General features: G+C 71.6%; 22 protein-coding genes and 1 pseudogene. 14 read left to right on the top strand and 9 right to left on the bottom strand.

What is annotated here, in order from left to right; all coding sequences use genetic code 11:
- The first annotated feature begins 17 nt into the window (after positions 1–17).
- The gene (locus ACFWA7_RS00420) at positions 18–1,766 is read left to right on the top strand and encodes a glycosyltransferase family 2 protein (RefSeq protein ID WP_385536353.1); all 1,749 of its coding nucleotides are present in this window, start codon (positions 18–20) and stop codon (positions 1,764–1,766) included.
- The gene (locus ACFWA7_RS00415) at positions 1,763–2,872 is read left to right on the top strand and encodes a glycoside hydrolase family 26 protein (RefSeq protein ID WP_385536355.1); all 1,110 of its coding nucleotides are present in this window, start codon (positions 1,763–1,765) and stop codon (positions 2,870–2,872) included. The genes ACFWA7_RS00420 and ACFWA7_RS00415 overlap by 4 nt, the downstream gene beginning before the upstream one ends.
- A 22-nt stretch (positions 2,873–2,894) precedes the next feature.
- On the opposite strand, the gene ACFWA7_RS00410 is transcribed toward ACFWA7_RS00415, so the two are convergent.
- Entirely contained in the window at positions 2,895–3,938 is a 1,044-nt protein-coding gene (locus ACFWA7_RS00410) for a S66 peptidase family protein (protein WP_385820168.1), read from the bottom strand.
- A gap of 241 nt (positions 3,939–4,179) precedes the next feature.
- On the opposite strand from ACFWA7_RS00410, the gene ACFWA7_RS00405 reads away from it, so the two are divergent.
- The 3 genes from ACFWA7_RS00405 (at position 4,180) to ACFWA7_RS00395 (ending at position 6,945) form a co-directional block, all read left to right on the top strand.
- Complete coding sequence (locus tag ACFWA7_RS00405) at positions 4,180–5,103, top strand: NADP-dependent oxidoreductase (RefSeq protein ID WP_385819898.1); 924 nt, start codon at positions 4,180–4,182, stop codon at positions 5,101–5,103.
- Between the two features lie 30 nt (positions 5,104–5,133).
- The gene (locus tag ACFWA7_RS00400; RefSeq protein ID WP_385536359.1) at positions 5,134–6,072 is read left to right on the top strand and encodes an AraC family transcriptional regulator; all 939 of its coding nucleotides are present in this window, start codon (positions 5,134–5,136) and stop codon (positions 6,070–6,072) included.
- A gap of 210 nt (positions 6,073–6,282) precedes the next feature.
- Positions 6,283–6,945: a peptidylprolyl isomerase gene (locus ACFWA7_RS00395; protein ID WP_385819896.1), complete on the top strand. Its 663-nt coding sequence runs from the start codon at positions 6,283–6,285 to the stop codon at positions 6,943–6,945.
- A 70-nt stretch (positions 6,946–7,015) separates the two neighbouring features.
- Here the strand turns inward: ACFWA7_RS00395 and ACFWA7_RS00390 are convergent, their stop codons facing one another.
- The 3 genes and pseudogenes from ACFWA7_RS00390 to ACFWA7_RS00380 form a co-directional block, all read right to left on the bottom strand.
- Complete coding sequence (locus tag ACFWA7_RS00390; RefSeq protein ID WP_385819894.1) at positions 7,016–8,242, bottom strand: GTP-binding protein; 1,227 nt, start codon at positions 8,240–8,242, stop codon at positions 7,016–7,018.
- A gap of 597 nt (positions 8,243–8,839) precedes the next feature.
- The gene (locus ACFWA7_RS00385; RefSeq protein ID WP_385820166.1) at positions 8,840–10,063 is read right to left on the bottom strand and encodes an aromatic acid exporter family protein; all 1,224 of its coding nucleotides are present in this window, start codon (positions 10,061–10,063) and stop codon (positions 8,840–8,842) included.
- Positions 10,064–10,210: 147 nt separating this feature from the next.
- A pseudogene (locus ACFWA7_RS00380) lies at positions 10,211–10,651 on the bottom strand (transcriptional regulator); the annotation flags it as partial.
- A gap of 268 nt (positions 10,652–10,919) precedes the next feature.
- Between ACFWA7_RS00380 and ACFWA7_RS00375 the strand changes: the two are divergent.
- From ACFWA7_RS00375 to ACFWA7_RS00365, 3 genes are all read left to right on the top strand, one after another.
- Entirely contained in the window at positions 10,920–11,159 is a 240-nt protein-coding gene (locus tag ACFWA7_RS00375) for an alpha/beta fold hydrolase (protein ID WP_385536364.1), read from the top strand.
- Between the two features lie 124 nt (positions 11,160–11,283).
- The gene (locus tag ACFWA7_RS00370) at positions 11,284–11,790 is read left to right on the top strand and encodes a GNAT family N-acetyltransferase (RefSeq protein WP_385819892.1); all 507 of its coding nucleotides are present in this window, start codon (positions 11,284–11,286) and stop codon (positions 11,788–11,790) included.
- A complete protein-coding gene (locus ACFWA7_RS00365; RefSeq protein WP_385536368.1) occupies positions 11,787–12,449 on the top strand; it encodes a histone deacetylase in 663 nt (220 codons plus the stop codon). Before ACFWA7_RS00370 ends, ACFWA7_RS00365 begins: the two co-directional genes overlap by 4 nt.
- A 21-nt stretch (positions 12,450–12,470) precedes the next feature.
- On the opposite strand, the gene ACFWA7_RS00360 is transcribed toward ACFWA7_RS00365, so the two are convergent.
- On the bottom strand, positions 12,471–13,265 hold the full coding sequence (locus ACFWA7_RS00360) for a LysR substrate-binding domain-containing protein (RefSeq protein WP_385536370.1): 795 nt from the start codon (positions 13,263–13,265) through the stop codon (positions 12,471–12,473).
- Positions 13,266–13,323: 58 nt separating this feature from the next.
- Between ACFWA7_RS00360 and ACFWA7_RS00355 the strand changes: the two genes are divergently transcribed.
- On the top strand, positions 13,324–13,719 hold the full coding sequence (locus ACFWA7_RS00355) for a DUF5997 family protein (protein WP_385819890.1): 396 nt from the start codon (positions 13,324–13,326) through the stop codon (positions 13,717–13,719).
- Positions 13,720–13,877: 158 nt separating this feature from the next.
- Here the strand turns inward: ACFWA7_RS00355 and ACFWA7_RS00350 are convergent, their stop codons facing one another.
- Entirely contained in the window at positions 13,878–14,735 is an 858-nt protein-coding gene (locus tag ACFWA7_RS00350; protein WP_385819888.1) for an arylamine N-acetyltransferase, read from the bottom strand.
- 253 nt (positions 14,736–14,988) lie between these two features.
- On the opposite strand from ACFWA7_RS00350, the gene ACFWA7_RS00345 reads away from it, so the two are divergent.
- Positions 14,989–15,495: a DUF664 domain-containing protein gene (locus ACFWA7_RS00345; RefSeq protein WP_385536447.1), complete on the top strand. Its 507-nt coding sequence runs from the start codon at positions 14,989–14,991 to the stop codon at positions 15,493–15,495.
- A gap of 118 nt (positions 15,496–15,613) precedes the next feature.
- Positions 15,614–16,834, top strand: coding sequence for an MFS transporter (locus ACFWA7_RS00340; RefSeq protein WP_385819886.1), 1,221 nt, complete (start codon positions 15,614–15,616; stop codon positions 16,832–16,834).
- Positions 16,835–16,867: 33 nt separating this feature from the next.
- Here the strand turns inward: ACFWA7_RS00340 and ACFWA7_RS00335 are convergent, their stop codons facing one another.
- Positions 16,868–17,164: a DUF4031 domain-containing protein gene (locus tag ACFWA7_RS00335; RefSeq protein ID WP_385536378.1), complete on the bottom strand. Its 297-nt coding sequence runs from the start codon at positions 17,162–17,164 to the stop codon at positions 16,868–16,870.
- A 236-nt stretch (positions 17,165–17,400) separates the two neighbouring features.
- Between ACFWA7_RS00335 and ACFWA7_RS00330 the strand changes: the two genes are divergently transcribed.
- Positions 17,401–18,762, top strand: coding sequence for an FAD-dependent oxidoreductase (locus tag ACFWA7_RS00330; protein ID WP_385536380.1), 1,362 nt, complete (start codon positions 17,401–17,403; stop codon positions 18,760–18,762).
- A gap of 79 nt (positions 18,763–18,841) precedes the next feature.
- Here the strand turns inward: ACFWA7_RS00330 and ACFWA7_RS00325 are convergent, their stop codons facing one another.
- A complete protein-coding gene (locus ACFWA7_RS00325) occupies positions 18,842–22,330 on the bottom strand; it encodes a M28 family peptidase (protein WP_385536449.1) in 3,489 nt (1,162 codons plus the stop codon).
- Between the two features lie 145 nt (positions 22,331–22,475).
- Here ACFWA7_RS00325 and ACFWA7_RS00320 point away from each other — a divergent pair, with 145 nt between their 5' ends.
- Positions 22,476–23,462 carry a LysR family transcriptional regulator gene (locus tag ACFWA7_RS00320; protein ID WP_385536382.1) on the top strand — a complete coding sequence of 329 codons (987 nt, stop codon included), beginning with the start codon at positions 22,476–22,478 and terminating at the stop codon, positions 23,460–23,462.
- A gap of 179 nt (positions 23,463–23,641) precedes the next feature.
- The gene (locus tag ACFWA7_RS00315) at positions 23,642–24,949 is read left to right on the top strand and encodes a cytochrome P450 (RefSeq protein WP_385536384.1); all 1,308 of its coding nucleotides are present in this window, start codon (positions 23,642–23,644) and stop codon (positions 24,947–24,949) included.
- On the opposite strand, the gene tgmB is transcribed toward ACFWA7_RS00315, so the two are convergent.
- Complete coding sequence (tgmB, locus tag ACFWA7_RS00310; RefSeq protein WP_385819884.1) at positions 24,943–25,863, bottom strand: ATP-grasp ribosomal peptide maturase; 921 nt, start codon at positions 25,861–25,863, stop codon at positions 24,943–24,945. The two genes, ACFWA7_RS00315 and tgmB, sit on opposite strands and share 7 nt — an antisense overlap.
- Between the last annotated feature and the right edge of the window lie 12 nt (positions 25,864–25,875).

The following is a 25,875-nucleotide window of genomic DNA, read 5'->3' as shown; positions in this document are numbered from 1 at the left end:
GGTCAGCAAGGGGGGACATGTCCAGTTATCCAACCCGGCTGGACCGGCGCGCCGAGAAGAGGCGCCGCCGCAACGCGTCGGCCGTCACGGCCTATCGGAGTGCGGCCCGGGGCTGCGGCCCGCTGGCCAACCCGCGCCGGGAGGTGGGGTTCCTCTCCGTGCTGGACACGCGTGACCGGATCTCGCTCACGGCACTGGTCACCGCGACCGCCCTGGCCGACCTCGTCTTCATCGGCTGGCTGCTGCTGCCCGAGCATGTGCCCGGCCCAGGCGTCACGGGCCTGGGCGGGTTCGGGTTGTGTCTGGCCCGCGTCGGGTTCTGCCTGGTCATCGCTGTCGAGGCGATCAAAGTCGGGCAGGCGGTGGCGATTTGGGTGCTCTCCTTCCGGGCGCGTGACCCCATTCCCATGACCCCGCCGGGCGGGCTGCGGGTCGCCATGCTGACGACGATCGTGCCCTCCAAGGAGCCCCTCGCCGTCGTACAGCGGACCCTGCGGGCCATGCTGGAGGTGGAGCGCTGGGACTGCGCGGTGGACGTGTGGATCCTGGACGAGGGCAACGACCCGGCCGTACGGCAGATGGCCGCGCGCCTGGGCGTCCACCACTTCAGCCGTAAGGACCGGCCCGAGTACAACCGGCCGTCGGGCCCGTTCCGCGCCCGCACCAAGTCCGGGAACCACAACGCCTGGCGCGCCGAGCACGAGAACCGGTACGACGTGGTCGCCCAGATGGACCCGGACCACGTGCCGCTGCCGTGCTTCCTGGAGCGGACCCTGGGCTACTTCCACGACCCCGACACCGCGTTCGTGGTCGCCCCCCAGGTGTACGGCAACGCGTACGACAACTGGGTCGCGCACGGCGCCTCCGTACAGCAGTACCTGTTCAGCAGCATCGTCGAGCGAGGCGGCAACGGCCTCGACGCCCCCTTGCTGATCGGCACCAACCACCTCTACCGGGTGGCCGCCTGGCGGCAGATCGGCGGCTACCAGGACTCGATCATCGAGGACCATCTGACGAGCATGCGGGTGCACGGGACGCTCAACCCCGCCACCGGCCACGGCTGGAAGGGCGTCTACACCCCCGACGTGGTGGCCGTGGGCGAGGGGCCGACGACCTGGACCGACTACTTCAACCAGCAGAAGCGCTGGGCGTACGGCATCTGGGAGATCAAGCTCAACCCCCGTCTGAGGCAGGGCATCCGCCTCAGGCCCCGCCAGCGTCTGCTGTACGACCTGGTGCAGTTCTACTACCCGGGCATCGCGGTGAATTTGGCGCTCGGCACCCTCGCCACCGCGCTGTACATGCTGCTGGGGGTGTCGTCGATCCAGCTGCCCGGCCTCCCCTGGTTCCTGCTGTGGTCGGCGGGCATGGCCGGGTCGTTCGCGCTGTGGCTGTGGCTGCGCCGGTTCAACCTCGCCGAACACGAGAGGCGCGAGATCGGCATGGCGGGCATCCTGCTGACGCTGTTCGCCGGGCCCGTGTACATCGCCGCCGCCGTGAACGCCCTGCTGCGACGCCCGCTCGCCTACGTCGTCACCGCCAAGGGAGACCTGCGCAGCGCCGAGTCGCCGCGCACCTTCCGGCTGCATCTGATCTGGGCGCTGCTGGCCGGATGCCTCCTGGTCGTCAGCTTCCTGCACCACCACGACTACACGGGTATGCGGATCTGGACGCTGCTGTGTCTGGCGGCCGGGTCGGCGCCGCCGCTGCTCGCGCTGGCCGAGGGCGTCTCCACGCGCCTGCGCACGGCGAGGGCCGAGCCATGAGGATCACCGCGCCACGGGTGCTCGCGCTGCTCTGCGCCGTCGTCCTGTGCTGGTACACCTTCCAGGTGGCCCCGGACCTCGCGGACCGCGGCCGCCGCGCGGCGGCCGCCCGCGCCGACGCCGTCCTGCCCCCGACGACGCGACTGCCCGGCGCCGGAAAAGACACACCTCACCCCGGAACACCCTTCCCCGCCCCCGGAAAGGCGTTCCTCGGCGTCTTCACCTCCCAGGGCACCCATGACTTCACGGAGGCCGCCGACTTCACCCGCCAGACCGGGCACCGGCCGCAGGTCTTCGAGTTCTCGGCCGACTGGGCGCACGACCGCTTCGACGCGGCGGCCATCGACCGGGTGGCCGAGCGGGGCATGCTGCCCATGGTCGCCTGGGAGCCGTGGGACCACACCGAGGAGGCCGAGGAACCAAAACTGCGCGGCGAACAACCCGCGTACCGCCTGTCGCGGATCGTCCACGGCGACTTCGACGCGTACGTACGCTCCTGGGCACGCGGCATCGCATCCCTCCGCTACCCGGTGGCCATCCGCTTCGCCCATGAGATGAACGGCTACTGGTACCCCTGGTGCGAGCAGTCCAACGGCAACAGCCGCGGGGAGTACGTCCAGGCGTGGCGCCACATCCACGAGGTCTTCGACGCGGCGGGCGCGCACAACGCGGTGTGGGTGTGGAGCCCCAACGTCAGCTACACCAACTCCACACCGCTGACCCGCCTCTACCCCGGAGACGCCTACGTGGACTGGGTGGGCCTGTCCGGCTACTACGGCACCGTGGGCAAGGAGAACTACCAGTCCTTCGACGACCTCTTCGCCCCCACCCGCACCGAACTGCGCCGCTTCACCCACAAGCCGCTCGTCATCACCGAGGTCGGCGCCACGGACGCGGCCGGGCGCAAGGCCGAGTGGATCACCGGCATGTTCCGCTCCCTGCCCCGCCACCGCGACATCATCGGAGTCATCTGGTACCAGGCGGTGAAGGAGATCGACTGGCGCGTGGGCACCTCCCCCGAGGCCTCGGCCGCCTTCACCGCAGGCGCTTCGGCCGCCCGGTACCAGCAGCGGTGGGGACCGGGGACGACGCCACGGCCGCGCTGAAGCCGGGCCGCCTGTCGGCGCGTCAGTAGGTGACGACGATCCGCCGGGCCGGCCCGTCCACCCGGACGCGACCGCCGACGGGGATCACGAGTTGCGGATCGGTGTGGCCGAGGTCGACGTCGAACACCGCCATGGTGTCGGGGGCGTACACCCGGAGGGCCCGCAGGACGGCCTCCCGCTGCTGCTTCCGGTAACGCGCCTTCTCCTGCGCACCGAACCGGTTCTCGAACGACCAGCTCTTCGCCCGGCCCATGAGCAGTGCGGGGAACTGCCGCAGCAGCCCTCGCTCGCCCATGCTCCGCAGGATCCAGTGGACGTCCTGGGCGCGGGGCATGTCCTGCGAGGTCTCCAGGAAGAGCACGTTCCCGGCGTAGGTCCCGACGGGCCGCACCTCGCGGTCGGCCATCAGCAGCCAGGACACGATCTCCAGATTGCCGCCCCAGCTCGCCCCTTCGACCACCCGGTCGCCGTTGTGCCAGAACCAGCCGTCGGCGGGCTCGCTGTCCGGCTCGGAGTCGAAGGTGCGCGGGTCCTCCCAGGGGCGGTTGACGTCCCCGTACGTGGACGGCGCGGTCAGTTCGTACTCACCCGAGGTGAACAACGCGGCCCGCAGGGATTCCTCGGTCAGGGGGTGCATCGCGCCGGGCCGTCCGAGCTCGACCATCACCGAGCCGCCGTGGTAGGCCACGATGCCCAGGTTCCGCAGGAACAGCAGGAGGTTGGTGTTGTCGCTGTAGCCGAAGAACGGCTTCGGGTGCGCGCGCAGCAGTTCGCGGTCGAGGTGCGGCAGGACGGTGATCTGGTCGTCGCCGCCGATGCTGGCGATCACCGCCTTGACGTCCGGGTCCGCGAAGGCCGCGTGGAGGTCGGCGGCCCGCTCCTCGGGCGTCGCCCCCATCGTCCGGGTCGTCGGGTACTCCCGCACCCTCAGCCCGAAGTCCTCCCGCAACCGGCGCAGCCCCCACTCGTACGGCATCGGGAACAGACCGGGCAGTCCGGCGGAGGGGGACACCACCGCCACCAGGTCTCCGGGGCGGGGCTTGGCGGGGTACTGGAGATCCGTCAGATCCGTCATGGGACCGATCGTAGGGGGCCGCGGGCGCGGTCCCGCAGCGGATTCTCCGCGGGACCTGTCGGACCGCTCCCCCACCGAGAACACCCAACGGCGAGACGCTGGGACATATAAGTGAGACGGAAGGCCATTCTGCGGCTCGTCCGATCTCCCTAAGGTTGAGGACATCAAGCAGGGCACACCGAGCCGGACGTCGAGTCGGACGGCAACGTGTGCAGACTTAGGGAGAGTTACCGTGCGTGCAGTGATCCAGAAGTCCTTCGGCGGTCCCGAGGTTCTTGAGGTCGTGGAGGCCGAGCGGCCCAAGCCGCTGGGCGGCGATCTCCTCGTCAAGGTGCACGCCAGCGCCGTCAACCCGGTGGACCTGGCCGTCAGGTCCGGCGCCTACCCGCTGCTCGGCGAGCCGCCGTTCGGTGTCGGCTGGGACATCTCCGGTGTGGTCGAGGAGGCCGGTCCCGGCGCCCGGTTCAAGGCGGGCGACGAGGTGTACGGAATGCCGTACTTCCCGCGCGCCGCCACCGCGTACGCCGAGTACGTCCTGGTCCCGTCCCGCCAGGTGGCCCGCAAGCCCGCCTCCGTCGACCACGTGCACGCCGCCGCCATCCCGCTCGCGGCGCTCACCGCCTGGCAGGGCCTGGTGCAGGCGGCGGGCGTCAAGGCGGGCGACCGGGTGCTGATCCACCGGGCGGCCGGCGGCGTCGGGCACTTCGCGGTGCAGATCGCCAAGGCGCGCGGCGCCCATGTGATCGCCCTGGCCAGTGCGGCCCGGCACGACTTCCTGCGCGGCCTCGGCGCCGACGAGGTCATCGACAACCGGACCACCGACGTCAAGGAAGCCGTCAAGGACGCCGACATAGTCTTCGACTCCGCGGCCCAGGGCGACCTCTTGCTGGGGTCGGTGCGCCCGGGCGGCACGCTCGTCTCCATCCTGGAGCACGGCGACGCGGAGCTCGCCGCGCGCGTCGAGGCGGCCGGGCGGCGCTTCGCGGGCATCTCGGTCGAGCCGGACTACCCGGCCCTTGAGGCGATCGCCGAGCTGGTCGACGCGGGTGCGGTCCGGCCGTACGTGGAGGAGACGTTCCCGCTGGAGGAGGCGGGCAAGGCACACGAGCTGGTCGGCGCGGGACACGTACAGGGCAAGATTGTCCTGACGGTCTGACCGACGGACCACCAGGGAGGGCGAGGCCGGATGGACATCCTCACCGAGGCGCTGGCCTCGATGCGTACGGGACACCCGGCGTCCGTACGGACCAACGGCCGCGCCCCCTGGGGCCTGCGGCTGCCGGCGGTCGCGGGGGCCGGGTTCCACGTGGTGCTGTACGGGACGTGCTGGCTGGTCCCCCTGGAGGACGCGCCACCGCACCTCAAGCCGATCCCGCTGAACCCCGGCGACGTGGTCTTCCTGCGCGACGGGCGGGGACACATCCTCGCCGACCACCCCTCCACCGTGGCGGTGGAGGCCAAGGCCGAGCAGTGCAGCGGGGGGTCGCCGCTCGGCTCGGTCACGGTCGGCGGCGAGGGCCCCGAGACGAGCCTGCTCTGCGGCAACTACCACCTGGACCAGGGCCGCGCACACCCCCTGGTCCGCCAGTTGCCCGAGGTGATCCACCTCCAGACGCGGCACGGCCGCCACCCCGAACTGAGCGCCGCCGTCCAGCTCCTCGGCTCCGAGCTGGAGAACCCGCGCATCGGCTCGGACGGCATCGTGCCCACGCTGATCGACTCGCTGCTGCTCTACATCCTGCGGGCCTGGCTGGAGGGGCAGCCTCCGGCCGCGGCCCGGGGCTGGGCGGCGGCCCTGGGCGACTCGGCGGTGGCGCCGGCCCTGTCGGCCATCCACGCGGACCCGTCGGCCCAGTGGACGGTCGAGTCGCTGGCCGAGCGGGCCGGGCTGTCCCGGGCCGCGTTCGCCCGCCGGTTCGCCGCGCTGGTGGGCGAGCCGCCGATGGCGTATCTGACGCGCTGGCGCATGACGACGGCCGCGCGGCTGCTGCGCGAGACCGACGCCCCGCTGACATCGGTCGCGGCGCGCACCGGCTACGGCTCGGAGTTCGCCTTCGCCAAGGCCTTCAAGCGCGAGTACGGTCTGGCCCCCGGCGGCTACCGCCGCCAGACCAGGGCGGCCTGACCGGGACACGTACGCTCGCCCTGCCCGCCCCAACCACTCACCCGTTACGAGTGGTTGGGGCGGGCGGGCGCCGCGAACGCGAACCCGCGTCCCCTTCGTCGCGTCGCCGAGGCGGTCCTCCCCGACCCCACGCATGGCGCGCGCCCCAGCGGGCAGGATGAGGCGGCCATGACACACCCGTCCGGTGTCGATCCGAAAGGGACCCGTCTCGTGCTCCGTAAGCCGTACGCCCTGCTCGCCGCTGCCGCCCTGCTGCCCCTCGGCGCCGCGACGCAGGCCGCAGCCGCCGCCCCGGCCGCCCCAGGGCCCGCGACCGCCTGCACCTATACTCCGGCCGTGCCCGCGGACAACTTCAAGGGGATACCGGTCTTCGACCCGGTGAAGGCCGCCAAGCCCTACAGCGCCACCCTGCGCACCGGCCAGGGCGCCATCACCTTCCAGGCGCTCACGGACAGGGCCCCGTGCACCACGTACTCCTTCAAGTTCCTCGCCCAGCGCGACTACTTCGACCGCTCGCACTGCCACCGGCTCACCACGGCCCGGATCCATGTGCTGCAGTGCGGCGATCCGACCGGTACCGGCAGCGGCGGCCCCGGTTACTCCTTCCCCGACGAGAACCTCACCGGTGCCACCTATCCGGCCGGTACGGTCGCGATGGCCAACGCCGGGCCGAACACCAACGGCAGTCAGTTCTTCTTCGTCTGGAAGGACACCAGACTCTCCCCGGCCTACACGCCGTTCGGGAAGGTCACGGCCGGGCTCGACGTGCTGCAGAAGATCGCCGCGGGCGGCGAGGACGACCAGAACGGTCCCGGTGACGGGTTCCCGACGCTGCCGGTGAACATCAAGCGCGTACAGATCAAGAACCGGTAGGAGGACGGGGGAGGGCGCGGCCGGACACGGGGATGGCCCCGCCCTCCGCGGGCGGGGCCGTCGTGGGGCGTCAGCGGGTCAGCAGGGTGTCCGCCACCCCGGCCGGGACCGGGGCGTAGCCCGCGGGCCGCGTGGTGAAGGTGCCCCGGCCACGGGTGCGGCCGCGCAGCCGGGACGCATAGCCGAACAGCTCGGCCAGCGGCACGGTCGCGGTGACCACCGCGGTGCCCGCCCGGGCAGCCGACCCCGAGACCCGGCCGCGCCGGGACGCCAGGTCACCGAGGACCGCGCCCACCGCGCTGTCCGGCACCGTGACCGTGACCTCGATGACCGGTTCCAGGAGCGCCATCGTGCCCGCCCGCAGGGCCTCGCGCAGCGCGAGACGGCCTGCCGTGCGGAACGCCATCTCCGAGGAGTCCTTGGAGTGGGTGGCGCCGTCGGCCAGTGTGACCCGCAGCCCGGTGACCGGGTGGCCGCCGAGGGGACCCCCGGCCAGCGCGTCCCGGCACCCGGCCTCGACCGCGCGCACATACTCCTGCGGCACCCGGCCGCCCGTGACGGCCGAGCGGAACACGAAGCCTTCCGCACCGCCGCCGGTGGCTTCGGCGGCGGCGTCCAGCGGTTCCACGTCGAGGACGACATGGGCGAACTGGCCTGCTCCTCCCTCCTGTTTGACATGTCGGTACAGCAGTCCGGACACCCCCCGGGCAACCGTCTCCCGATAGGCGACCTGCGGCCGCCCGACGCTCAGCTCCAGGCCCTGGGCGCGGCGGATCTTCTCCACCGCGACCTCCAGATGCAGCTCGCCCATCCCCGACAGCACCGTCTGCCCGGTCTCGGCATCGGTGAGCACCGCCAACGAGGGGTCCTCCTCGACCAGTTGGGCCAGCGCCGAGGCCAGCCGGTCCGTGTCTAGGCTCCTGCGGGCCTCGATCGCGACCGAGACGACGGGGGCCGCGTCGAACACGGCGATGGCGCCGTCGAGCACGCGCAGTGAGCGCTCCACCTCGTCGGAGAAGTCGACGTGGCCGGGTGTGTCGATGAGATTGATCCGGTGACCGTCCCAGTCGCAGCTGACGGCCGCGGCGAAGATGGTGATGCCGCGGTCGCGCTCCTGCGGGTCGAAGTCGGTGACGGTCGTTCCGTTGTGGACCTCACCGCGTCTGTGGGTGGCGCCGGTCGCGTACAGGATGCGTTCGGTGACGGTGGTCTTGCCCGCGTCCACATGGGCGAGGATGCCGAGATTCCGTATGACGGTCAGCGGACGGGTGGGGTGGGGTCGGAGGTTGGTACGCACGGCCCGAGGCCTTTCAGGATGAAGCGAAAATGGGCAGCGCGATTCCCGGACGAGACGAAGGTGCCTGATTCCAGGCAAGGGAGATCCCCTGATGCGGCATGAGCGCCAAGGAGGCATCGGGGTCATGGCTCGACCGCCCGCACATGGTTCACGGTGCGGGCAGAGGTCAGGAGTTCGTCGCGGGCATCCGGTGGCGGCCGCGCAGCCGTCACCGGGAGGGTGTGGACACCAGGATCACGTCGAACCGGGACGTGGGAACGACGACAGCGGTGAACGCACGCATGCCGGGCTCCCCTCAACTGGTCGACTGGCGGCCCGGGTTCCCGTGGCCGCTGCGATGTGAGTGTAGTGAGGTGGACCGGGTTGCCGACACCGGATTCTTTCCGAGGGTTGGAGCACCCGCGGTGGCCCGACTTCGCCGTACACCTACATGGTTTCACCGACCGCCATTGACGAGCAGTCAGATCCACCCGCCTCTCCCGACAAGGGCAGCCACCACAGCGCGACGACCACGCCGACGGGCCACCCGTTCGGGCGCGCCCCGTATGCAGGACTGCCGGGCCGGGGGCGATGCGGGCGGCGTGCCGGATCGCGGCCTCAGTCCGCCGACTCCCGCAGACGCAGGCCGCGTCGGAGCCGGCTTCGGAGCCGGCGGAGGAACCGATGGCGTTCCCGGCGTTCGCGGGAGTGCCGGTCGAGCTCCTCCACCAGGCGCTGCGACCGCTTCTCCACATCGAGTTCGTCCAGGATCCGGTCGACCTCCGCGAGCAGCGCGCCGTGCAGCTGCCACTGCCGGGGGTCGCGCCCGACCTGGGCGAGCAGCAGCAGGGCGACGCGGTCGCGGCTCGCGCGGGCGGCTGACAGCTCGGCGGCGAAGCGGTTCTCCGCCTCCTCGGCGTTGGCCCTGACCTGCGTGGTGATCAGCACGGCGAAGCTCTCCACGGCCTGGGCGAGGTGTTCGAATACGTCCCGCAGGGCGATCCCCGTCTCCGGCTCGAAGAGGTGCTCCTGGGTGCGCTCCTTCGCGAGGTCGGTGACCGACCGGCACACCACCCGCAGCACCACCGCCGAGATCTCCAGCGCGTCGAGTCCGGTGCGCAGCGCGATGCGCGACAGCAGCCCCTCCTTGACCCGGGGGTTGAACCGCAGGCTGTCCTCGGCCTGCCGCAGCGAGGCGTCCACCTGCACGATGTCGTGGTCGAGCCGGCGGGCTTCGTGGAGCCGGGCCGCCGCCCGGGCGACCGGGGTATGGCCGCCGACCTCCTCCGCCAGGTCGAGGAGGAGCCTCCGCATCCGTGCGGCGAGCTCCACGATGGCCTCGCCCGCGGACTCCACCCACACCGGCGGCACGAGCAGCACGTTGAACAGCATGCCGACGCCCGCGCCGATCAGCGTCTCCAGTACGCGGTCCCACGCGGTCGCCGAGACCCGGGTCACCCCGAGCACGAGCATCGCGCTGATCGCGACCTCCGGGACGAATTCCCCGGCCTTGACGAAGCGTCCGACCACCAGCGCGGCCAGGATGATCAGCCCCAGGCTCCACCAGGTCAGCCCCACCAGCGCGCTGAATCCGATGGCCAGCAGCACACCCGCCACGACGGAGTTCACCCGTCGCACACCGGTGACCAGCGTGGTGTAGAGGGTGACCTGGACGACGAGCAGGGCCGTCAGCGGGGCGGTGAGCGGCGCGGGTTCGCTGCTCAGCTGGAGCGCGACCACGTACGAGATGACGGCGGCGGCCGTGGAGCGCAGCGTCTGCACCACCGCGGGTTCCCGGCGGCGCCGCGCCAGATGGATGAGGGGATCAGTGAACTCGGGCACCTCCCGCACCTTCCCTCTCAGCGGCTTCCAATCCACTGATGTCCAACGACCCGCCGCTTCCACGGCACGGCGCGCCGAATCACCCGACCAGCCGTTGCTCCCCGACGGCCGGGAGCAGAGCCAGGCGGTCGGCCGCGTCCGTGCCGGCGGCGGGGCGAGCAGGACGAGCCGCTGGTTGCCCTCCGGGGCGAGGAGCACCTGGCAGTCGAGGTCTACGGGGCCGATCACCGGGTGCGGCACGCGCATCCGGCTGTGCCGGCGTACGGCGACCTCGTGCATCTCCCACAGGGCTCCTCGCCGGCGCCGCGCAGCCGCTCCACGAGCCGGGGTCGCGGCCAGGTCCCCGGACCCGCGGCCCACGGCGGCCCGCGGGTCCGCGACGTGGACCCGGCTGTAGTGCGCGTGCTCCTCGGCCGGGTAGGCGTCCCGCGCCGCCGGGTCGGCGAACCAGCGCCAGACCACGTTGCGCCCGTGTTCGGAGACCGTGCACACCCCGCCGAGCAGGGAACGGGCCAGGTCGTTCTGGGCCAGCACGTCGCCGAGGTCGCTCAGGACCCGGGCCGCGGTGCCCGGGAGGTGGTCGAGCAGGTGCAGCGGGCTCGCGCCGACCCGCGCAACCTGTTCACCCTGTGGGGTCGGCTCGGCACGTCCGACCCGGCCGCCTTCGGGCGGGCCGTCGCCATGACGGGCTTCAGCCGGGGCTTCCTCAACGCCATTGGGCGCGAGCAGGGCCGCGTCGTCCAGGGTGACCTGGCCCAGGACGCGGTGCTCGACGTCCATCGTGGTGGTGCGCAGCTCTTCGGCGAGGCCGTCGGTCGAGCTCCTCATCCCCAACAGGCCGGCCACCCCCGGCACCGTGCGCCACGTCGGCCTCGACACCCGCATCGGCATCCGCCACCACCTCCCCCGCATCCAGGCCAGGACCCTGGTCATCGGCTGCGCCCAGGACATCACCGTCCCCGTCGAGAACAGCCGCGCCCTGCACACCGCGATCGCGGACAGCACATACGCGGAAATCGACGCGGGCCACATGGCGTTCTTCGAGAGGGAGGACGAATTCGTGAAGCTGGTCCACGAGTTCGCCCTCGCCCCGTGACGCAGGCATCCGGCGAAGGACGTCGTGGCAGGGCGGGGCCGCCGCCGCGAAAGGGCTCGCGCCGGGGGCCGGGCGGATCCGTAAACCGCGGTCGCCACGGCACCGGGTGCGTAGCATGCGGGCCATGCCCCAACTCCAGCTCCTACGCCTCGACCACGCTCCGGCACTCCTTGAGTTCGAGCGGGAGAACCGCGCCTACTTCGCCGCGTCGGTTCCCGACCGGGGCGACCACTACTTCGCCCACTTCGCCGCCCGCCACGACGAGTTGCTGGCCGAGCAGGCGGCGGGGCTGCACTTCTTCCACGTACTCGTGGGCAGCGGCGGCGAGGTGCTGGGGCGGGTCAACCTGGTCCATGTGGCGGACGGTTCGGCCGAACTGGGCTACCGCATCGCCGAGCACGCCGCCGGGCGCGGACTGGCCACGGCGGGCGTCCGCGAAGCCTGCGCCCTGGCCGCCACGGAGTACGGCCTGACCGGGCTGCGGGCCGCGACGACCCTGGACAACACCGCCTCGCGAGCCGTACTGGCGCGTACCGGATTCACCCCCTGCGGGGAGACCGAGCTGGGCGGCCGCCCGGGCCTCCGCTTCGAGCGGAACCTGGACGACGAGGAGGGGCGGCAGCACCCGTGAGCACCCCGCGCGCCATCGAGCCGGGCCCGCTCGACGCCCCTGCCCCCCGCCGGGTCTGGTACACCTCGTACGGCTCGAACATGTTCCTGCACCGGCTCGCCTGTTATCTCGCCGGCGGACGCCCGGCCGGCGGGACCCGCGTCTACCCGGGCTGCCGGGACCGCAGTCTGCCTGCCGCGTCGATCCCCGTGGAGCTCCCGGGCGTCATGTACTTCGCCACCCGGTCGCCGGTCTGGGGCGGCGGGCGGGCCTTCTACGACCCGGACGCCGAAGGCCGGGTCCTGGCGCGGGCCCACCTCGTGTCGGCCTCCCAGTTCGCGGACATCGCCGCGCAGGAGATGTACCGGGAGCCGGGGGCCGACCTCGATCTGAGCGAGGTGCTGTCCCGGGGACGGATGGCGCTCGGTGACGGCCGCTACGAAACCGTCGTCTGCGCGGGGCAGGTGGACGGCGTTCCCCTGCTGACGTTCACGGCGCCGTGGAGGGTGGCCGACGTCCTGACGACGGCGCCGTCCGCCGCGTACGTACGCCATCTGGTCTCGGGTCTGCTGGAGGCGGGAGCGTGGGACGCCGACGCGGTCGCCGCGTATGTCGCGTCCCGCCCCGGGGCGCACCCGCACTGGTCGGAACAGGCCGTACGGGAGCTGCTGACGGGATAGAGCGCCCCCACGGCGCCGGGGCTACGAGCGGCCGCGGGGCTTGCCGCGCTTGGCGCCACCCTTGGATCCGCCCTTGGAACCGCCGGAGCCGGAGCCGGTCCGCTGGTTCTTCCCGGCCGCCTTGCCCGCGGCGGGCTTGCGCCGTGCGGCGGACGCGTCGGGGCGCTTGGCCTTCGGCTCGGCCTTGGTCGTGGCCGGGGTCTGGGCGCGGCCCCGGGAGCTGTTGACGGTCCGGCCGCGGACGATCCCGATGAAGTCCTCCACCAGGTCGGTGGTCCGGTCCTGCGGCCACGACAGGGCGACACGCGACTCCGGGGTACCGGTGAGCGGCCGGTAGGTGAGGTCCTTGCGATGGTGCAGCCGGGCCAGCGACTGCGGGACGGCGAGCAGGCCGATGCCCGCCGCCACCAGCTCGATGGCGTCCGCCGTCGTGGCGGGGCGCTCCAGCGCGGGCTGCCCCGGCGGACGCTCCCAGTCGAGGGGGTCGTCGAGGGGGTGCAGCACGGTCTCGTCGGCCAGGTCCTCGGCGGACACCTCTTCGACCGCCGCGACCACGTGGTCCTTCGGGACCACGACCACGGTCGTCTCGGTGTACAGCGGGATGGCGCTGAGGTCCGTCCGGTCGACCGGCAGCCGTACGAAACCGGCGTCGGCGCCGCCGGCGCGCAGCACGTCGAACGCCTCGGCGTCCGTGACCGCGACCAGGGTCAGCGGGATGTCGGGCAGCCGCTCGTTCCAGATCCGCACCCACTTGGTGGGTGTCACGCCCGGAACGTAGGCGAGCCGGAACGAGGGGGTTGCTTCCGAGCCTGTCACCCCGCCAGGTTACCGGTGATGGTCGGAGGTGGTGCACACGCTCGATACTCTTGGCACCATGACGTCGCACCAGACCACCCAGACCATGAAGCCCGCGACTGCGGCGAAGAAGCTGGGTGTGTACCTAGAGGCCACCCCCGCAGAGTTCCAGGAGGGTGTCGTCTCGCGCACCGAGCTGAACGCCCTCCAGACCGACCCGCCCCAGTGGCTCCAGGAGCTGCGCCTCAACGGCCCGCACCCCCGGCCGGTGGTCGCGGCGAAGCTGGGCGTCTCCATCGCGGGCCTGGCCCGTGGCGGCGTGACGGACGCACTCACCACCGAGCAGATCGACGCCCTGAAGCAGGACAACCCGGAGTGGCTCCAGAAGGAGCGGGCCACCCAGGCCGAGGTGCGCAAGGAAGCGGTCCGCATCAAGGAGAAGAGCGCCGAGGAGCCCAAGGACAAGCGGTCCTGAGCTCCACCGCGAGCATCGCCGCCCGCGACCCGGGTCGCGGGTCGGGTCGCGGGTCGGGTCGCGGGTCGGGTCGGGTCGCGGACGCGGACGCTGCCGGTGATCTTCGCCACCGCGTAGATCACCGGCGCCCCTCTGCCCCGCGGCAGGCCCCCGGGGCATCAGGCCGAGGCGAGGCCCCGCTCCAGATGTGCGAGTTCCTCCCCCTCGACCACGATCCCGAACTCTTCCGCGAGTACCCGCCCCAGCTCGGCCGGTTCGATCTTGCGCTCGGTGGCGGAGCCGTCCGGGCGAAAAGTGGTCCAGGTGGCCGCGTCCAGCCGGTGGCTGTGGGTGGCGGTGAACTTCTGGGCGAACAGGCGGGCCGTGAAGGGCGACCGGCTGTGGGTGCTCACGAAGTGGCTGCCCACCGCGTAGTCGATGGGGTACTGCGGCAGGAGGGTGAAGGTGTGCCGGTCGAGCCAGCCGTCCTGGCCGTACTGGTGCAGCCACCACTCGTCGATGCCGAGCACGCCCGCCCTGCGCTCCATGCGGAACTTCCAGCCGTCGAGATCCACCTCGACTCCGTCGGCGATCTCGATGGGCGCCAGCGGCCCGTTGCCGAATCCCACGTCGCACAGCCACAGCCGGTCGTCGTCGGCCGGACGCACCGCGATGAGCGCGTGGGTGGCGGGCAGGACCTTGAAGTTGCCGAGCGTCACGCGCCCGATCAGGCCGGTGAACTGGAAGCCCAGGCGCTCCAGCGCACTGGCGAACAGAACGACGTGCTCGTAGCAGTAGCCACCCCGGCCGCCCCTCACGAGTCTGTCCTGAACCGTCTCGATGTCCAGCGCGACCGGCTTGCCCAGCACGGCGTTGGCGTTCTCGAACGGGATCGAGGTCACATGCGCCCGCTGCAGCCCGCGCAGCACCTCCAGTGTCGGCGCGCGCTCCCCCTCGTAGCCGATACGGGCCAGGTAGCCGTCCAGGTCCAACCGGTCGCCGGACCAGCCGTGCCCGTCGTTCCGTGCCTCAGTCATGGCTCGCCCTCCTCCGGACCCCGCGCCGGTGTACCCGTACGCCGTGGGTCAACGCCCCGTCGACTTCACGACGATCATTCTTTACGACGTCGACCCTATGCCGCCTGACGTGAGGGAACCTCTGTTCAAAGGCGGTACCGAGCTCACCTTTTGGTCCTAGGACCAGAGGTGCAGGACGCCCGGTCTCCCGGACACCCCGGCGCGCACCGGCGCATGCGATTCCCCGTGCACTAGGTTGGCACCCGTGACCACGGTGACGAGTTCCGATCTCCTCGTAGACGCGTTCGGCAGGATCCGCGCAACGGTCGCGGACGCCGTCGAAGGCCTGAGCACCGAGGAGTTGGCGTTCCGCGTCGACGACTCGGCCAACTCCATCGCCTGGCTGGTCTGGCATCTGACCAGGATCCAGGACGACCACATCGCGGATGCGGCCGGACTCGAACAGGTGTGGACCGGACAGGGGTGGGCGCGGCGGTTCGGGCTGCCGCTGGCGGAGACGGACACGGGTTACGGACACACCTCCGCCGACGTCGCCTCGGTCAGCGCCTCCGCCGAGCAGCTGACGGGCTATCACGATGCCGTCCACGCACAGACCGTCGCCTATCTGGCGGGGCTCGACGGCGACGCGCTCGCCCGGGTCGTCGACACATCGTGGGACCCGCCGGTCACCCTGGCGGTCCGGCTGGTCAGCGTCGTCTCGGACGACCTCCAGCACGCCGGCCAGGCCGCGTTCGTACGGGGCGTGCTGTCCCGCCGGTGACCCACCCTTCAGCCGGGCGCTAAATCAGTTGGCAATCGCCCATCGGTCCCGTGGACTTGCCCGCATGAGCGATCCCGGCCAGTCCCGTCCCATGGGCCCCGTACGTGAGGGGGCCCAGATGAGCCGCCATGTGATCCTGCTACTGGCGGTCACCTGCGGGGTGGCCGTGGGCAATGTCTACTTCCCGCAGGCGATCAGCCCCACGGTCGCCGCCGCGCTGGACGCCTCCCCGGACGCGGCCGCCCTCACCGTGACCGCGGCGCAGTTCGGGTACGCGGCGGGGATCTTCCTGCTGGTGCCGCTCGGGGACCGGTTCCCGCACCGGTCGCTGATCGTCACACTGCTCGGCCTCACCGCGCTCGGGCTGCTCGCCGCGGGCGCCGCGCCGGGGCTAGGGCCGCTGGTCGGCGCGAGCGCCCTCATCGGCATCACCACGGTGATCGCCCCGATCGCGGGGCCGCTGGCGGTCGGGCTCGTGGCCGAGGACCGGCGCGGGGCGGTCAGCGGAACCCTGCTGAGCGGGTCCCTCGGCGGCATGCTGCTCTCCCGGACGCTCGGCGGAACCGTCGGCGAGTGGCTGGGGTGGCGCGCCCCGTATCTGATCGCCGCCGCACTCGCCCTGATCACCGCGGTGCTGTTGTGGCGCGTACTGCCGAGGACGTCTCCGCCGTCGCGGCAGCGGTATCCGTCGCTGCTCGCCGAGCCGCTGCGCCTGCTGCGCGCCGAGCCCGAGCTGCGGCGGTCCTGCTTCTACCAGGCCATGCTGTTCGGCGGCTTCTCGGCCGTCTGGACGGGCGTGGCCCTCCTGCTCACGAGCTCCACGTACGGCATGGGCGCGCGGGCGATCGGGGCGCTCGCCCTGGTCAACGCGGCGACCATGCTCTGCACCCCGCTCGCCGGGCGCCAGACGGACCGCCGGGGGCCCGACGCGGTCAACCTCGTCAGTATGCTCGGCGTCCTGGCGGCGGCCGCCGTCCTGGCGTTCGGCGGCCTCGGTGGACCGCTGGGGATGGCCGCCCTGGTGGTGGGGACCCTGCTGCTCGACATCGGCATGCAGTCCGGCATGATCGCCAACCAGGTGCGGTTCTACGCCCTGCGCCCCGAGGCCCGCAGCAGGCTCAACACCGCGTACATGACCTGCGGTTACATCGGCGGGAGCCTGGGGTCATGGACCGGGGCCCGTGCGTACGCCGCCTTCGGCTGGCCGGGGGTGTGCGCCTTGCTCGTGGTGCTGACCGGGGCGGCCCTGGTGCGGCACGGCTTCGCGCACCGGAAGCGCCCCGGCATCCTCGCCCCGGTCCGGCAGCCGGTTGTGCCGGAGCCGAGCGTGGCCCCGTAGCCCGGCGCGCCGGGGCCGTCGCGCCCTGCCGGGTCAGACCCGGACGTCGTCGTTGCGGCTGATCATCAGGTTGCCCATGAACCGCCGGTCCACCTCCCGGGCGCCCAGCCGTACGGCCTGGGCGCGGGTCGGCGGGGTGATGTCGTAGTGCCATCGGTGGTCCTGTGGGCCCTTGCGCTGGTACCAGGCGCGGCGCATGCCGAGGGCGGCCGCGAAGGCGTGCAGTTCGTCCTCGGTGTCGGCCGTCATATGGCACCAGTGCGCGGACGGCAGACCTCGTCGTCGCGCGAGAGCGCCGTAGTCCTTCACGTCGTCCACGTAGACGGTCAAGGGGCAACCTCCCACTCCTGCTGAGGCTTTGTATTCTCCCTTGCCCCGGAGCGGCGCCGGGACACCCCGCCGAGGCGACCGTTTCGCGCCGTTCGCTACCCTGCCCATCACCATCACTTTGAGATGTCATAAGGTTGACTTATGAGGTCATAAGTGGGGGGCGGGTAGCCACTTAGGTTTACCTAAGCTTAGGGTGACCGACGAGTCATCTCGTTGTCGGTCGAAGGGAAACAGTCATGCCCCGCCCCCTGCGGACAGCCATCGTGGGCGCAGGTCCCGCCGGGATCTACGCCGCGGACGCGCTGCTGAAGTCCGCGGCCGCCACCGACCCCGGTGTCTCGATCGATCTCTTCGAGAAGATGCCCGCGCCCTTCGGGCTGATCCGCTACGGCGTCGCTCCCGACCACCCCCGTATCAAGGGCATCGTCACCGCCCTGCACCAGGTTCTCGACAAACCGCAGATCCGGCTCTTCGGCAACGTGGACTACCCCGGTGACATCAGCCTCGACGAGCTCCACGATTTCTACGACGCGGTGATCTTCTCGACGGGCGCCGACGCCGACCGGGCCCTCGACATCCCCGGCATCGAGCTCGACGGCTCGTACGGCGCCGCCGACTTCGTGTCCTGGTACGACGGACACCCGGACGTGCCGCGCACCTGGCCGCTGCACGCGGACAAGGTCGCCGTGCTCGGCGTCGGCAACGTCGCCCTCGACGTGGCCCGCATCCTCGCCAAGACCGCCGACGAACTGCTGCCCACCGAAATCCCCGCCAACGTCTACGACGGCCTCAAGGCCAACCGGGCGCGCGAGGTCCACGTCTTCGGCCGCCGCGGCCCCGCCCAGGCCAAGTTCAGCCCCATGGAGCTGCGCGAGCTGGACCACTCCCCCACCATCGAGGTCATCGTCGACCCCGAGGACATCGACTACGACGAGGGCTCCATCGCCACCCGCCGCTCCAACAAGCAGGCGGACATGGTCGCCAAGACCCTGGAGAACTGGGCCATCCGCGACACCGGCGACCGCCCCCACAAACTCTTCCTGCACTTCTTCGAGTCACCCACCGAAATCCTCGGCGAAGACGGCACCGTCGTCGGCCTGCGCACCGAGCGCACCCGCCTCGACGGCTCCGGCAACGTGGAGGGCACCGGCGAGTTCCACGACTGGGACATCCAGGGCGTCTACCGGGCCGTGGGCTACCTCTCCGACGAACTGCCCAAACTGCCCTGGGACATCGAGTCGGGCACCGTCCCCAATGAGGGCGGCCGCGTCGTCGAAGCCGGGCAGCCCCTCCCCTCGACGTATGTCACCGGCTGGATCCGTCGCGGCCCAGTCGGCCTCATCGGCCACACCAAGGGCGACGCCAACGAGACCGTCGCCAACCTCCTGGACGACCACACCCACGGCCGGCTGCGCACCCCCTCCGCCCCGGAGCCCGAGGCCGTCGACGCCTTCCTCGCCGGGCGCGGGGTGCGCTCGACGACGTGGGAGGGCTGGCACCGGCTGGACGCGGCCGAAAAGGCACTGGGCGAACCGCAGGGCCGCGAACGCGTCAAAATCGTCGAGCGCGAGGACATGCTCAAGGCCAGCGGCGCATAGTCGCAAACCCTGAAGAGATGCGCCGGCCCCCGCCGGGAAAGGCGGGGGCCGACGCGTTCACCACACTCCCAGGCAGCTGTCAGCTCACCTGAAGGGTGATGTCGTCCACGACGTACGAGGTCTGCAGAGCCTGGTCCTCCACGCCGTTGAACTTCAGGGTGACGGTCTGTCCGGCGAACGACGAGAGGTCGTAGGACTTCTGCGTGTAGCCGGAGTTGGCGTCCAGGTTGGAGAAGGTGGCCAGGGTCTGGCCGCCCACCGAGACGGTGAAGACGTCATAGATGACGTTCTCGTTCTCGTCCGTGTCGATGTGCTGGAAGAACGAGAGCTGGTAGCGGGAGCAGCCGGACGGAATGCTCAGCGACTGGGAGGCGCTGTCCGTGCGGGGTGAGCCCCAGCCGTTCAGCCACGCCATGTAGGAGCCGCTGTGGGGCGCCTCGCCGGCCTGGTTGGTGATGACGCCCGAGGTGCTCGTCCACGGGCTGGAGCCGTTCTCGAACCCGCCGTTGACGACGAGCTGGCGCGGTGTGCAGGTGCCGCCGCCGACGGTCAGCGTGTAGGTGGTGCTGTGACTGACCGTGCCGGAGCCCGTGACCGTCAGGGTGTACGTGCCCGGCGTGGCGCTCGTACCGACCTGCACGGTCAGGGTCGAGGACTTGCCGGACTGCACGGACGTCGGGTCGAGTGTCGCGGTCACCCCGCTGGGCGCGCCGGATACCGACAGGGCGACCGTCTGCGGGTCACCGCTGACGGTGGTGGTGTTCACCGTGCTGGTGACGCTGCCGCCCGGGTTGGCGCTGCCGGAGGGCGGGTTGGTGGCGAGGGAGAAGTCCTGCGCCGGGGTGGTCCCGCCGACGGCCTGCTTCCAGATCGTGTACGCCACGCCGTCGGCGCTGCGGTCAAGGACGGTGGCGCTGATGTTGCTCGGGGTGTCGCAGGCGCTGTGGTAGCAGGAGTCGTAGGCGGCGTTGGCCGTGCCGCCCCACTTGGCCGCCTGTGCCGAGGTCTTGCGGTCGCTGGCGCCGGCCGCGTAACCGGAGGTGGCGATACCGGCCGCCTGGAAGGACGCGTCGTCACTGCGGCCCTGGCCCTCGACGTTCTCCTCGGGGGCGAGGTTGAGCGAGGTCCAGTACGCCTTGAGCGGGGCTCCGGCGGTCGAGTTGACGTTGTTGATGAAGTAGCCGCCGTTGGGCGAGCCGACCATGTCGAAGTTGTAGTACGCCTTGATGGCCGCGCGGTCGGTGGTGCTCAGGCGGTTGACGTAGAACTTGGAGCCGTTGAGGCCCTGCTCCTCGTCGGTCCACCAGGCGAAGCGCACGTGCTTGGTCATGGTCGGGTTCTTCTGGGCCAGGACCAGCGCGTTCTCCAGGAGCGTCGAGGAGCCCGAGCCGTTGTCGTTGATGCCGGGTCCGGCCGACACGCTGTCGAGGTGCGCCCCGAACATCACGGTCTGGTCGGCGGGGCCGCCGGGCCAGTCGGCGATGAGGTTGTTCGAGGGGTAGGTGCAGGTGGTGCAGTTCTGCTCGGCCACGGTGTATCCGGCGGTCTGCAGTTTGCCCTTGATGTAGGCCAGCGACTGGGTGTAACCGCCGCTGCCCGCACGGCGGTTGCCGCCGTTCTGGCTGGCGATGGTGCCCAGCTGCGACAGGTGCGCCTGGATGTTGGCGACGTCGATGTTGGGCGGGTCGGTGCCGGGCGGGGTGCCGCCGACGTTGAGCGCGTAGTCGACGGTGTGGGAGAGCGCGGTGCCCTGACCCTTGATGGTGACGGTGGACGCACCGGGCGCCGCGTTGGCGGTGGCGGAGAGCGTGAGCACCGAGGACTGGCCGGACTGCACGGTGGCCGGGTTGAAGGAGGCGGTCACGCCGGACGGCAGGCCGGAGGCCGTGAGCGCCACCGACTGGGCCGAGCCCGTGGTGGTGCTGGTGGCGACGGTGGTGGTGACCGATCCGCCCTGCTGGACGGTGCCCGACGCCGGGTTCAGGGCGAGCGAGAAGTCGTCCTGGCCGCTGGGCTGGCAGGTCGGGTCACCGCTCTGCGCGGGCACGCTGATGGCGTCCCAGGCGGCCTTGGTCCGGTTGAAGAGGTTGCACGTCGCATCGAGCGACTTGGCCGAACTCAGCGTCGCCGTACGGTACTTCTTGTACGACATGCCGCTGGTCTTGAGGAGCATGCCGCCGTAGAAGATCTTGCCCGCGTTCTGGACGCCGACACCGGTGACCGTGCTCTGGTTGCAGGTGGGGCTGTTGGGCTTGCCGCCGCCGGGGCTGCTGCCCTCGGCCAGCAGGTAGAACCAGTGGTTGAGGGGGCCTGCGGCCGCGTGCACCTCGGTGCCGGGTATCGCGGAGCTGTAGCAGGCCGGGTCGTTGTTGACGGCGGGCGGGTTGTACATGTTCCGGATCGGGCCCCGGCCCTGGAGATTGATCATCTCGCCGACCGTGTAGTCCGGGGTGTCGTACGGGGAGGGCTCGTTGACGTACGCCTCGGTCAGCGCCCCGAAGATGTCACCGGTGCCCTCACCGAGTCCGGCCTCCTGGCCACTGGTGCCGCCGGGGGTGTTGCTGTCGATGGCGTGCCCGTACTCGTGGGCCACCACGTCGATTCCGGCGATCCACTCGTTGGCGCTGTTGTGGCCGATGGTGACCGAGCTGCCGTCCCAGTACGCGTTGAGGTCGCTCAGGCCGACCTTGCCGGGGAAGCTGCGGCCGCTGCCGTTGACGCCGTTGCGGCCGAGCCACTGGCCCAGCATGTCCCACTGCTTCTGCGCGGCGAACATCAGGTCCGCGCAGCCGGTCTCCTTGCTGGTGGGGTTGCCCGTGCCCCAGGAGTCGGAGGCCTTGGTGAAGACGGCGCCCGTGCTGTAGTCGGCGCAGCTCAGGCCGGGCCGGTTCGGGTCGCGCAGCGAGTAGCTGCCGCCCGAGTTGGTGGTGTCGATGGTGAGCGGGCCGGGGCCGTTCCACTTGCTGCTGGCGGTGCCCGCCTCGACGTCGTCGTGGGTGGCGAGGACCTTTCCGGTCCGTGCGTCCACGAAGACGTGGAGCCTGCTGGGCGCGGTCCTGGTACGTCCGGCGAGCACCGTCTCCCAGGCGAGCACGGGTTTGCCGTCCGCGAGCCGGACGACGAGCCGGCTGTCGACCACCTTGTCGACCTTCGCCAGCTTGGTGCGCGAGGTGGACTCGGCCGTCTTCGCGGTGACCGACGGGGTGGTCGCCACGTCGATGCGTACGGCCGAGGCGGACTGCACGGCGCGTATGTCGCCGTCGCCGTCCGCGAGCACCACCGCGTCGCCGCCGACGACCGGCAGCCCGCGGTAGCTCCGCTCGTAGGCGACCGAGTAGAGGTTCTTCACCCAGGGGGTGACCAGGCGCCGTTCGTACTGTTCCTGCGGGGAGTTGACCAAGGTGTCGAGCCCGCTGCGGACCGCCTGGTCGGCGGCGGCGACGGCGCGCGAGAGGGGGGTGGGCCGCTGGTCCGGCCCTGACTGCGAATGGGGTGCGGCCGATGCCGTACCGGCTAAGGCGCCGGTCAGGCTCGTGGTCAGTGCCAGCGCTGCCACAGCGGCCGTCAATCTGAAGGGGCGCAACGTCCACTCCGATCGTGGGGGGCCTGTTCTTCGCGCAGTATGGGCGTGGACATGGCAAGTCTGGTACATACCAGTTGGTCATACGGCGCGAGTTATGGTGCGACGGGAGGCCGCTGCGTACGCTCGGAGGATGCAGCTGGAGTTGAGGCACTTACAGGCCGTCTGCCAGATTGCCGAAGCGGGCAGCCTCGGACGCGCCGCCCGCCGACTCGGGGTCTCCCAGCCCTCACTCTCCGCCCAACTTCGCCGCATCGAGCGGGTGACCGGCGGCGATCTGTTCATCCGCAGCCGCCACGGCACGGAGCCGACCGCGCTCGGCCGGTTCGTGCTGGCCAGGGCGCGCCGGGTGCTCAGCGAGATGGACGCGCTCGGCACCCGGGCGCGCACGGTCGCCACCGACGCCCCGATGCGGCTCGGCTGCATCCTGCTCGTCCTGGTCGACGGCCTGCTGGAGCAGACCGATCTCTCGCTCTCCGGGCAGGAGATCACCGTGGACCTGGAGCACTCGGTGACCGCGCTGACCCGGATGCTCGGCGCCGGACGCTACGACGCCATCGTGTACGGGGAGGTGAACGACCACGAAGTCCCGCTCCCCGAAGGGGTCCTGGCCAGAACGCTGATCCCGGAGGAACCGTTCTCCATCCGGATGTCGGCCCGCCACCCGCTGGCCGGCCGGGAGCACATCGAACTGGCCGACCTGGCCGACGAGGCGTGGATGACCCTCGTGGAGGACGACGACGGCGGACCGGAGGCCTTCCTTGAGGCGTGCGCGCGAGCCGGGTTCGTGCCCCGGCTGCGGCACCGGATCGCGGACCGCCAGATGCAGTACGCGCTGATCGCCGGGGGCCGCGCCGTCGCCCTGAGCCAGCCGACCGCGCCGCGGGCCGAGGGCACCGTGATGCGCCCCCTCGTCGGCGCCCCGCTTCACGGCCGTATCCGCCTGGCCTGGAACCGCTCGGCCGTCCCGACACGACAGGCGGAGCTGCTCTACCGCGCGGCGGTCTGCGCGTATGTGTCCAACGTCGACAACAACGCGTTCCACCGGGCCTGGTGGGACACCCACCCGGAGCTGCATCCGCCCGGCGAACGGCAGGAGCTCCAGGCCTCCGACGCCTGAGCCTTCGGGGCGCGGAGTCAGTGACGGCTCGCGCCGACGGCTTGCCGCACCGGGCACATGGGCAGAAAAGCACTATGTTGAGCCCTCACCGGCGCACCCCGGGATTCCCCGTGCCCCTCTCCGCACCCCCGCTCCACCCCGTCCGCGGTCCCCGGGGCCTGCCCCGGCCGCTCGGCAATATGTTCGCCTTCGGGAAGGATCCGCTGGGCTTCCTGACGCTGCTGCGCGACGAGTTCGGGGACGCGGTGACCTGGTCGCTGGGCCCGAGGCGCAGCCTGTTCATCTCCCATCCCCAGCACATCATGGAGATGCTGGCGGGGCGCGAGGACACCTACGACATCCTCGACATCGGCTGGGCGCTCAAACAGATCACCGGGCAGAGCGTCATCCTCAGCAGGGGCAACGACTGGCGGCGCAAACGTTCGCTGGTGCAGCCGACCGTACGGCCGCGCCAGGTCCGTGCGTACGCCGCGACGATGGTGGACTGCGCGGGCGCGGCGGCCGACGCGTGGGGCGAGGGCGAGCGGATCGACGTGCGCGAGCAGATGGCGCTCATCACCCAGCGGGTCGTGCTGCGCACCCTGTTCGGCAACGACCTCGGGGAGCGGACCCGGGCGCTGGGCGACGCGATGGACGTGGCGGGGCGGACGGTCGGAACGGAGCTGCGCGGCATCGGCCTGTTCCTGCCCGCCTGGGTGCGCACCCCGTCCCGGCGGGCCCTGCTGACCGCCGTGGCCACCATCGACGCCGAGGTGCACCGGCTCATCCGGGCCCGGCTGAGCGCGCCCGACGACACCGGGAAGCGCGACGACCTGCTCAGCAGGCTGCTCTCGGCCCGCGACGAGGAGGGCCGGCCGCTGTCGTCCAAGGAGGTGCGCGACGAGGCCGTCACCCTCTGGGCCGCCGGTCACGAGACCACCTCCACGGCGCTGACGTGGACCGTACACCTGCTCTCCCGCTCCCCGGCTGCCCGCGCCCGGCTCGAAGCCGAGCTGGACGATGTGCTCGCGGGGCGCCCGCCCACCATCGACGACTACGACCGGCTCGTGTGGACCCAGCAGATCGTCAAGGAGGCGCTGCGCCTGTATCCGCCGGTCTGGCTCGTCCCCGCGGTCGCCCGCCCGGGAGCCACGCTCGGCGGCGCGCGCGTTCCGGCCGGCACCGTCGTCTGGTGCAGCCAGTGGACCACGCACCGCGACCCGCGCTGGTTCGCGCGCCCCGACGAGTTCCGCCCCGAGCGCTGGGGCGCCGACGCGCCGGAGGCGGTGCCGGACCACGCCTGGTACCCGTTCGGCGGTGGCCCGCGGACCTGTCTCGGCGCCCGCTTCGCCCAGGTCGAAGCCGCCCTCGTGCTGGCCACCCTGGCCCAGCGCCGCCGCCTCGACCTGCCGGCCACCCAGGTGGCGCCCCGCGCCGGACTGCTGCTGCAGCCCGAGGCGCCGCTGGTGGCGACCGTGCGCGGCCGCGGCCGCGCCGCGGTTCACTGAGCCAGCCAGGCGGCTACCGCGGCCGCTATCGGCTGGCCCGTGTCGAGTTCGACGAAGCCGAACTGCCCGCCCTGGTTGCACTCCAGGAACCACCAGACGCCGTCCGCGTCCTCGGCGAAGTCGAACGCCGCGTAGGCGAGCCCGGTGCGGCGGGTGTACGCGTACACCGACTCGGCGATGCGGTCGGGCACCCCGGCGGGCTCCCAGCGGCGACCGCTGTCGTCGTAGCGCCCGTCCACCTGCTGGGGGTCGGACACCTTCCGGGCGGCGAACAGCAGTGCACCCACACAGGTCAGCCGGATGTCCGCCTTCTTGGGGATGTAGCGCTGGAGCAGCACCGGGCCCGCCCGGACGCTGGAGAAGTCCGCGTCGGGTCCGATCAGTGTGGTCGGCAGCGCCATCAGGGGCTCGTCCGGCGGCGGCCCGGCGGCGCTCTTCACCACCACGTCCCGGTACTCCTGCGCGAACTGCCGGGCCACGCGGGGAACCGTCGTGACGACCGTGGGCGGCACGGCGAACCCGCCGGCGTGGGCGACCCGCAGCTGCCACGGCTTGTGGCGGGCCTGTTCGGCGTCGCGCGGATGGTTCATCCAGCGCGCCGACGCCGAGTACAGCATGCCGAACAGCGCCTGCCGTACCTCCGCGGTGAGCCACTGGGAGGGCTCCGGCGCATGGGCGGCGGGCTGCCCCGGCCGGCGCACCCAGACCGAGCGCAGCCCGGACATGCTCACCAGGAACCCGTCGACCGACAGGTGCCCGGCGAAGTCCCCGTGGGCGTACTCGGCGGACAGCACCGCTCTGCCGGGCAGATCGGCGGGGTCGAGGCGCACCAGCGGGACACCCCGCTCGTGCAGCTCGGTCACCACCATGTCCGTGGTGACGTCACCTTCGCAGGTGAGGATGAGAACCGTCATCCGACTGCCGGG

This window comes from Streptomyces sp. NPDC059994 (assembly GCF_042737755.1).
In the GTDB taxonomy this organism is placed as follows: Bacteria; Actinomycetota; Actinomycetes; order Streptomycetales; family Streptomycetaceae; genus Streptomyces.
This window is presented reverse-complemented; position numbering and strand designations above follow the sequence as displayed.

Bases quoted from the DNA above. Each gene is read 5' to 3' on its own strand.
- ACFWA7_RS00400 (WP_385536359.1), top strand. From the start codon at position 5,134: ATGGACATCCTCACCGAGGCGCTGGCCTCGATGCGTACGGGACACCCG.
- ACFWA7_RS00355 (WP_385819890.1), top strand. From the start codon at position 13,324: ATGACGTCGCACCAGACCACCCAGACCATGAAGCCCGCGACTGCGGCG.
- ACFWA7_RS00420 (WP_385536353.1), top strand. From the start codon at position 18: ATGTCCAGTTATCCAACCCGGCTGGACCGGCGCGCCGAGAAGAGGCGC.
- ACFWA7_RS00320 (WP_385536382.1), top strand. From the start codon at position 22,476: ATGCAGCTGGAGTTGAGGCACTTACAGGCCGTCTGCCAGATTGCCGAA.
- ACFWA7_RS00315 (WP_385536384.1), top strand. From the start codon at position 23,642: ATGTTCGCCTTCGGGAAGGATCCGCTGGGCTTCCTGACGCTGCTGCGC.
- ACFWA7_RS00415 (WP_385536355.1), top strand. From the start codon at position 1,763: ATGAGGATCACCGCGCCACGGGTGCTCGCGCTGCTCTGCGCCGTCGTC.
- ACFWA7_RS00330 (WP_385536380.1), top strand. From the start codon at position 17,401: ATGCCCCGCCCCCTGCGGACAGCCATCGTGGGCGCAGGTCCCGCCGGG.
- ACFWA7_RS00350 (WP_385819888.1), bottom strand. From the start codon at position 14,735: ATGACTGAGGCACGGAACGACGGGCACGGCTGGTCCGGCGACCGGTTG.
- tgmB (WP_385819884.1), bottom strand. From the start codon at position 25,863: ATGACGGTTCTCATCCTCACCTGCGAAGGTGACGTCACCACGGACATG.
- ACFWA7_RS00340 (WP_385819886.1), top strand. From the start codon at position 15,614: ATGAGCCGCCATGTGATCCTGCTACTGGCGGTCACCTGCGGGGTGGCC.
- ACFWA7_RS00370 (WP_385819892.1), top strand. From the start codon at position 11,284: ATGCCCCAACTCCAGCTCCTACGCCTCGACCACGCTCCGGCACTCCTT.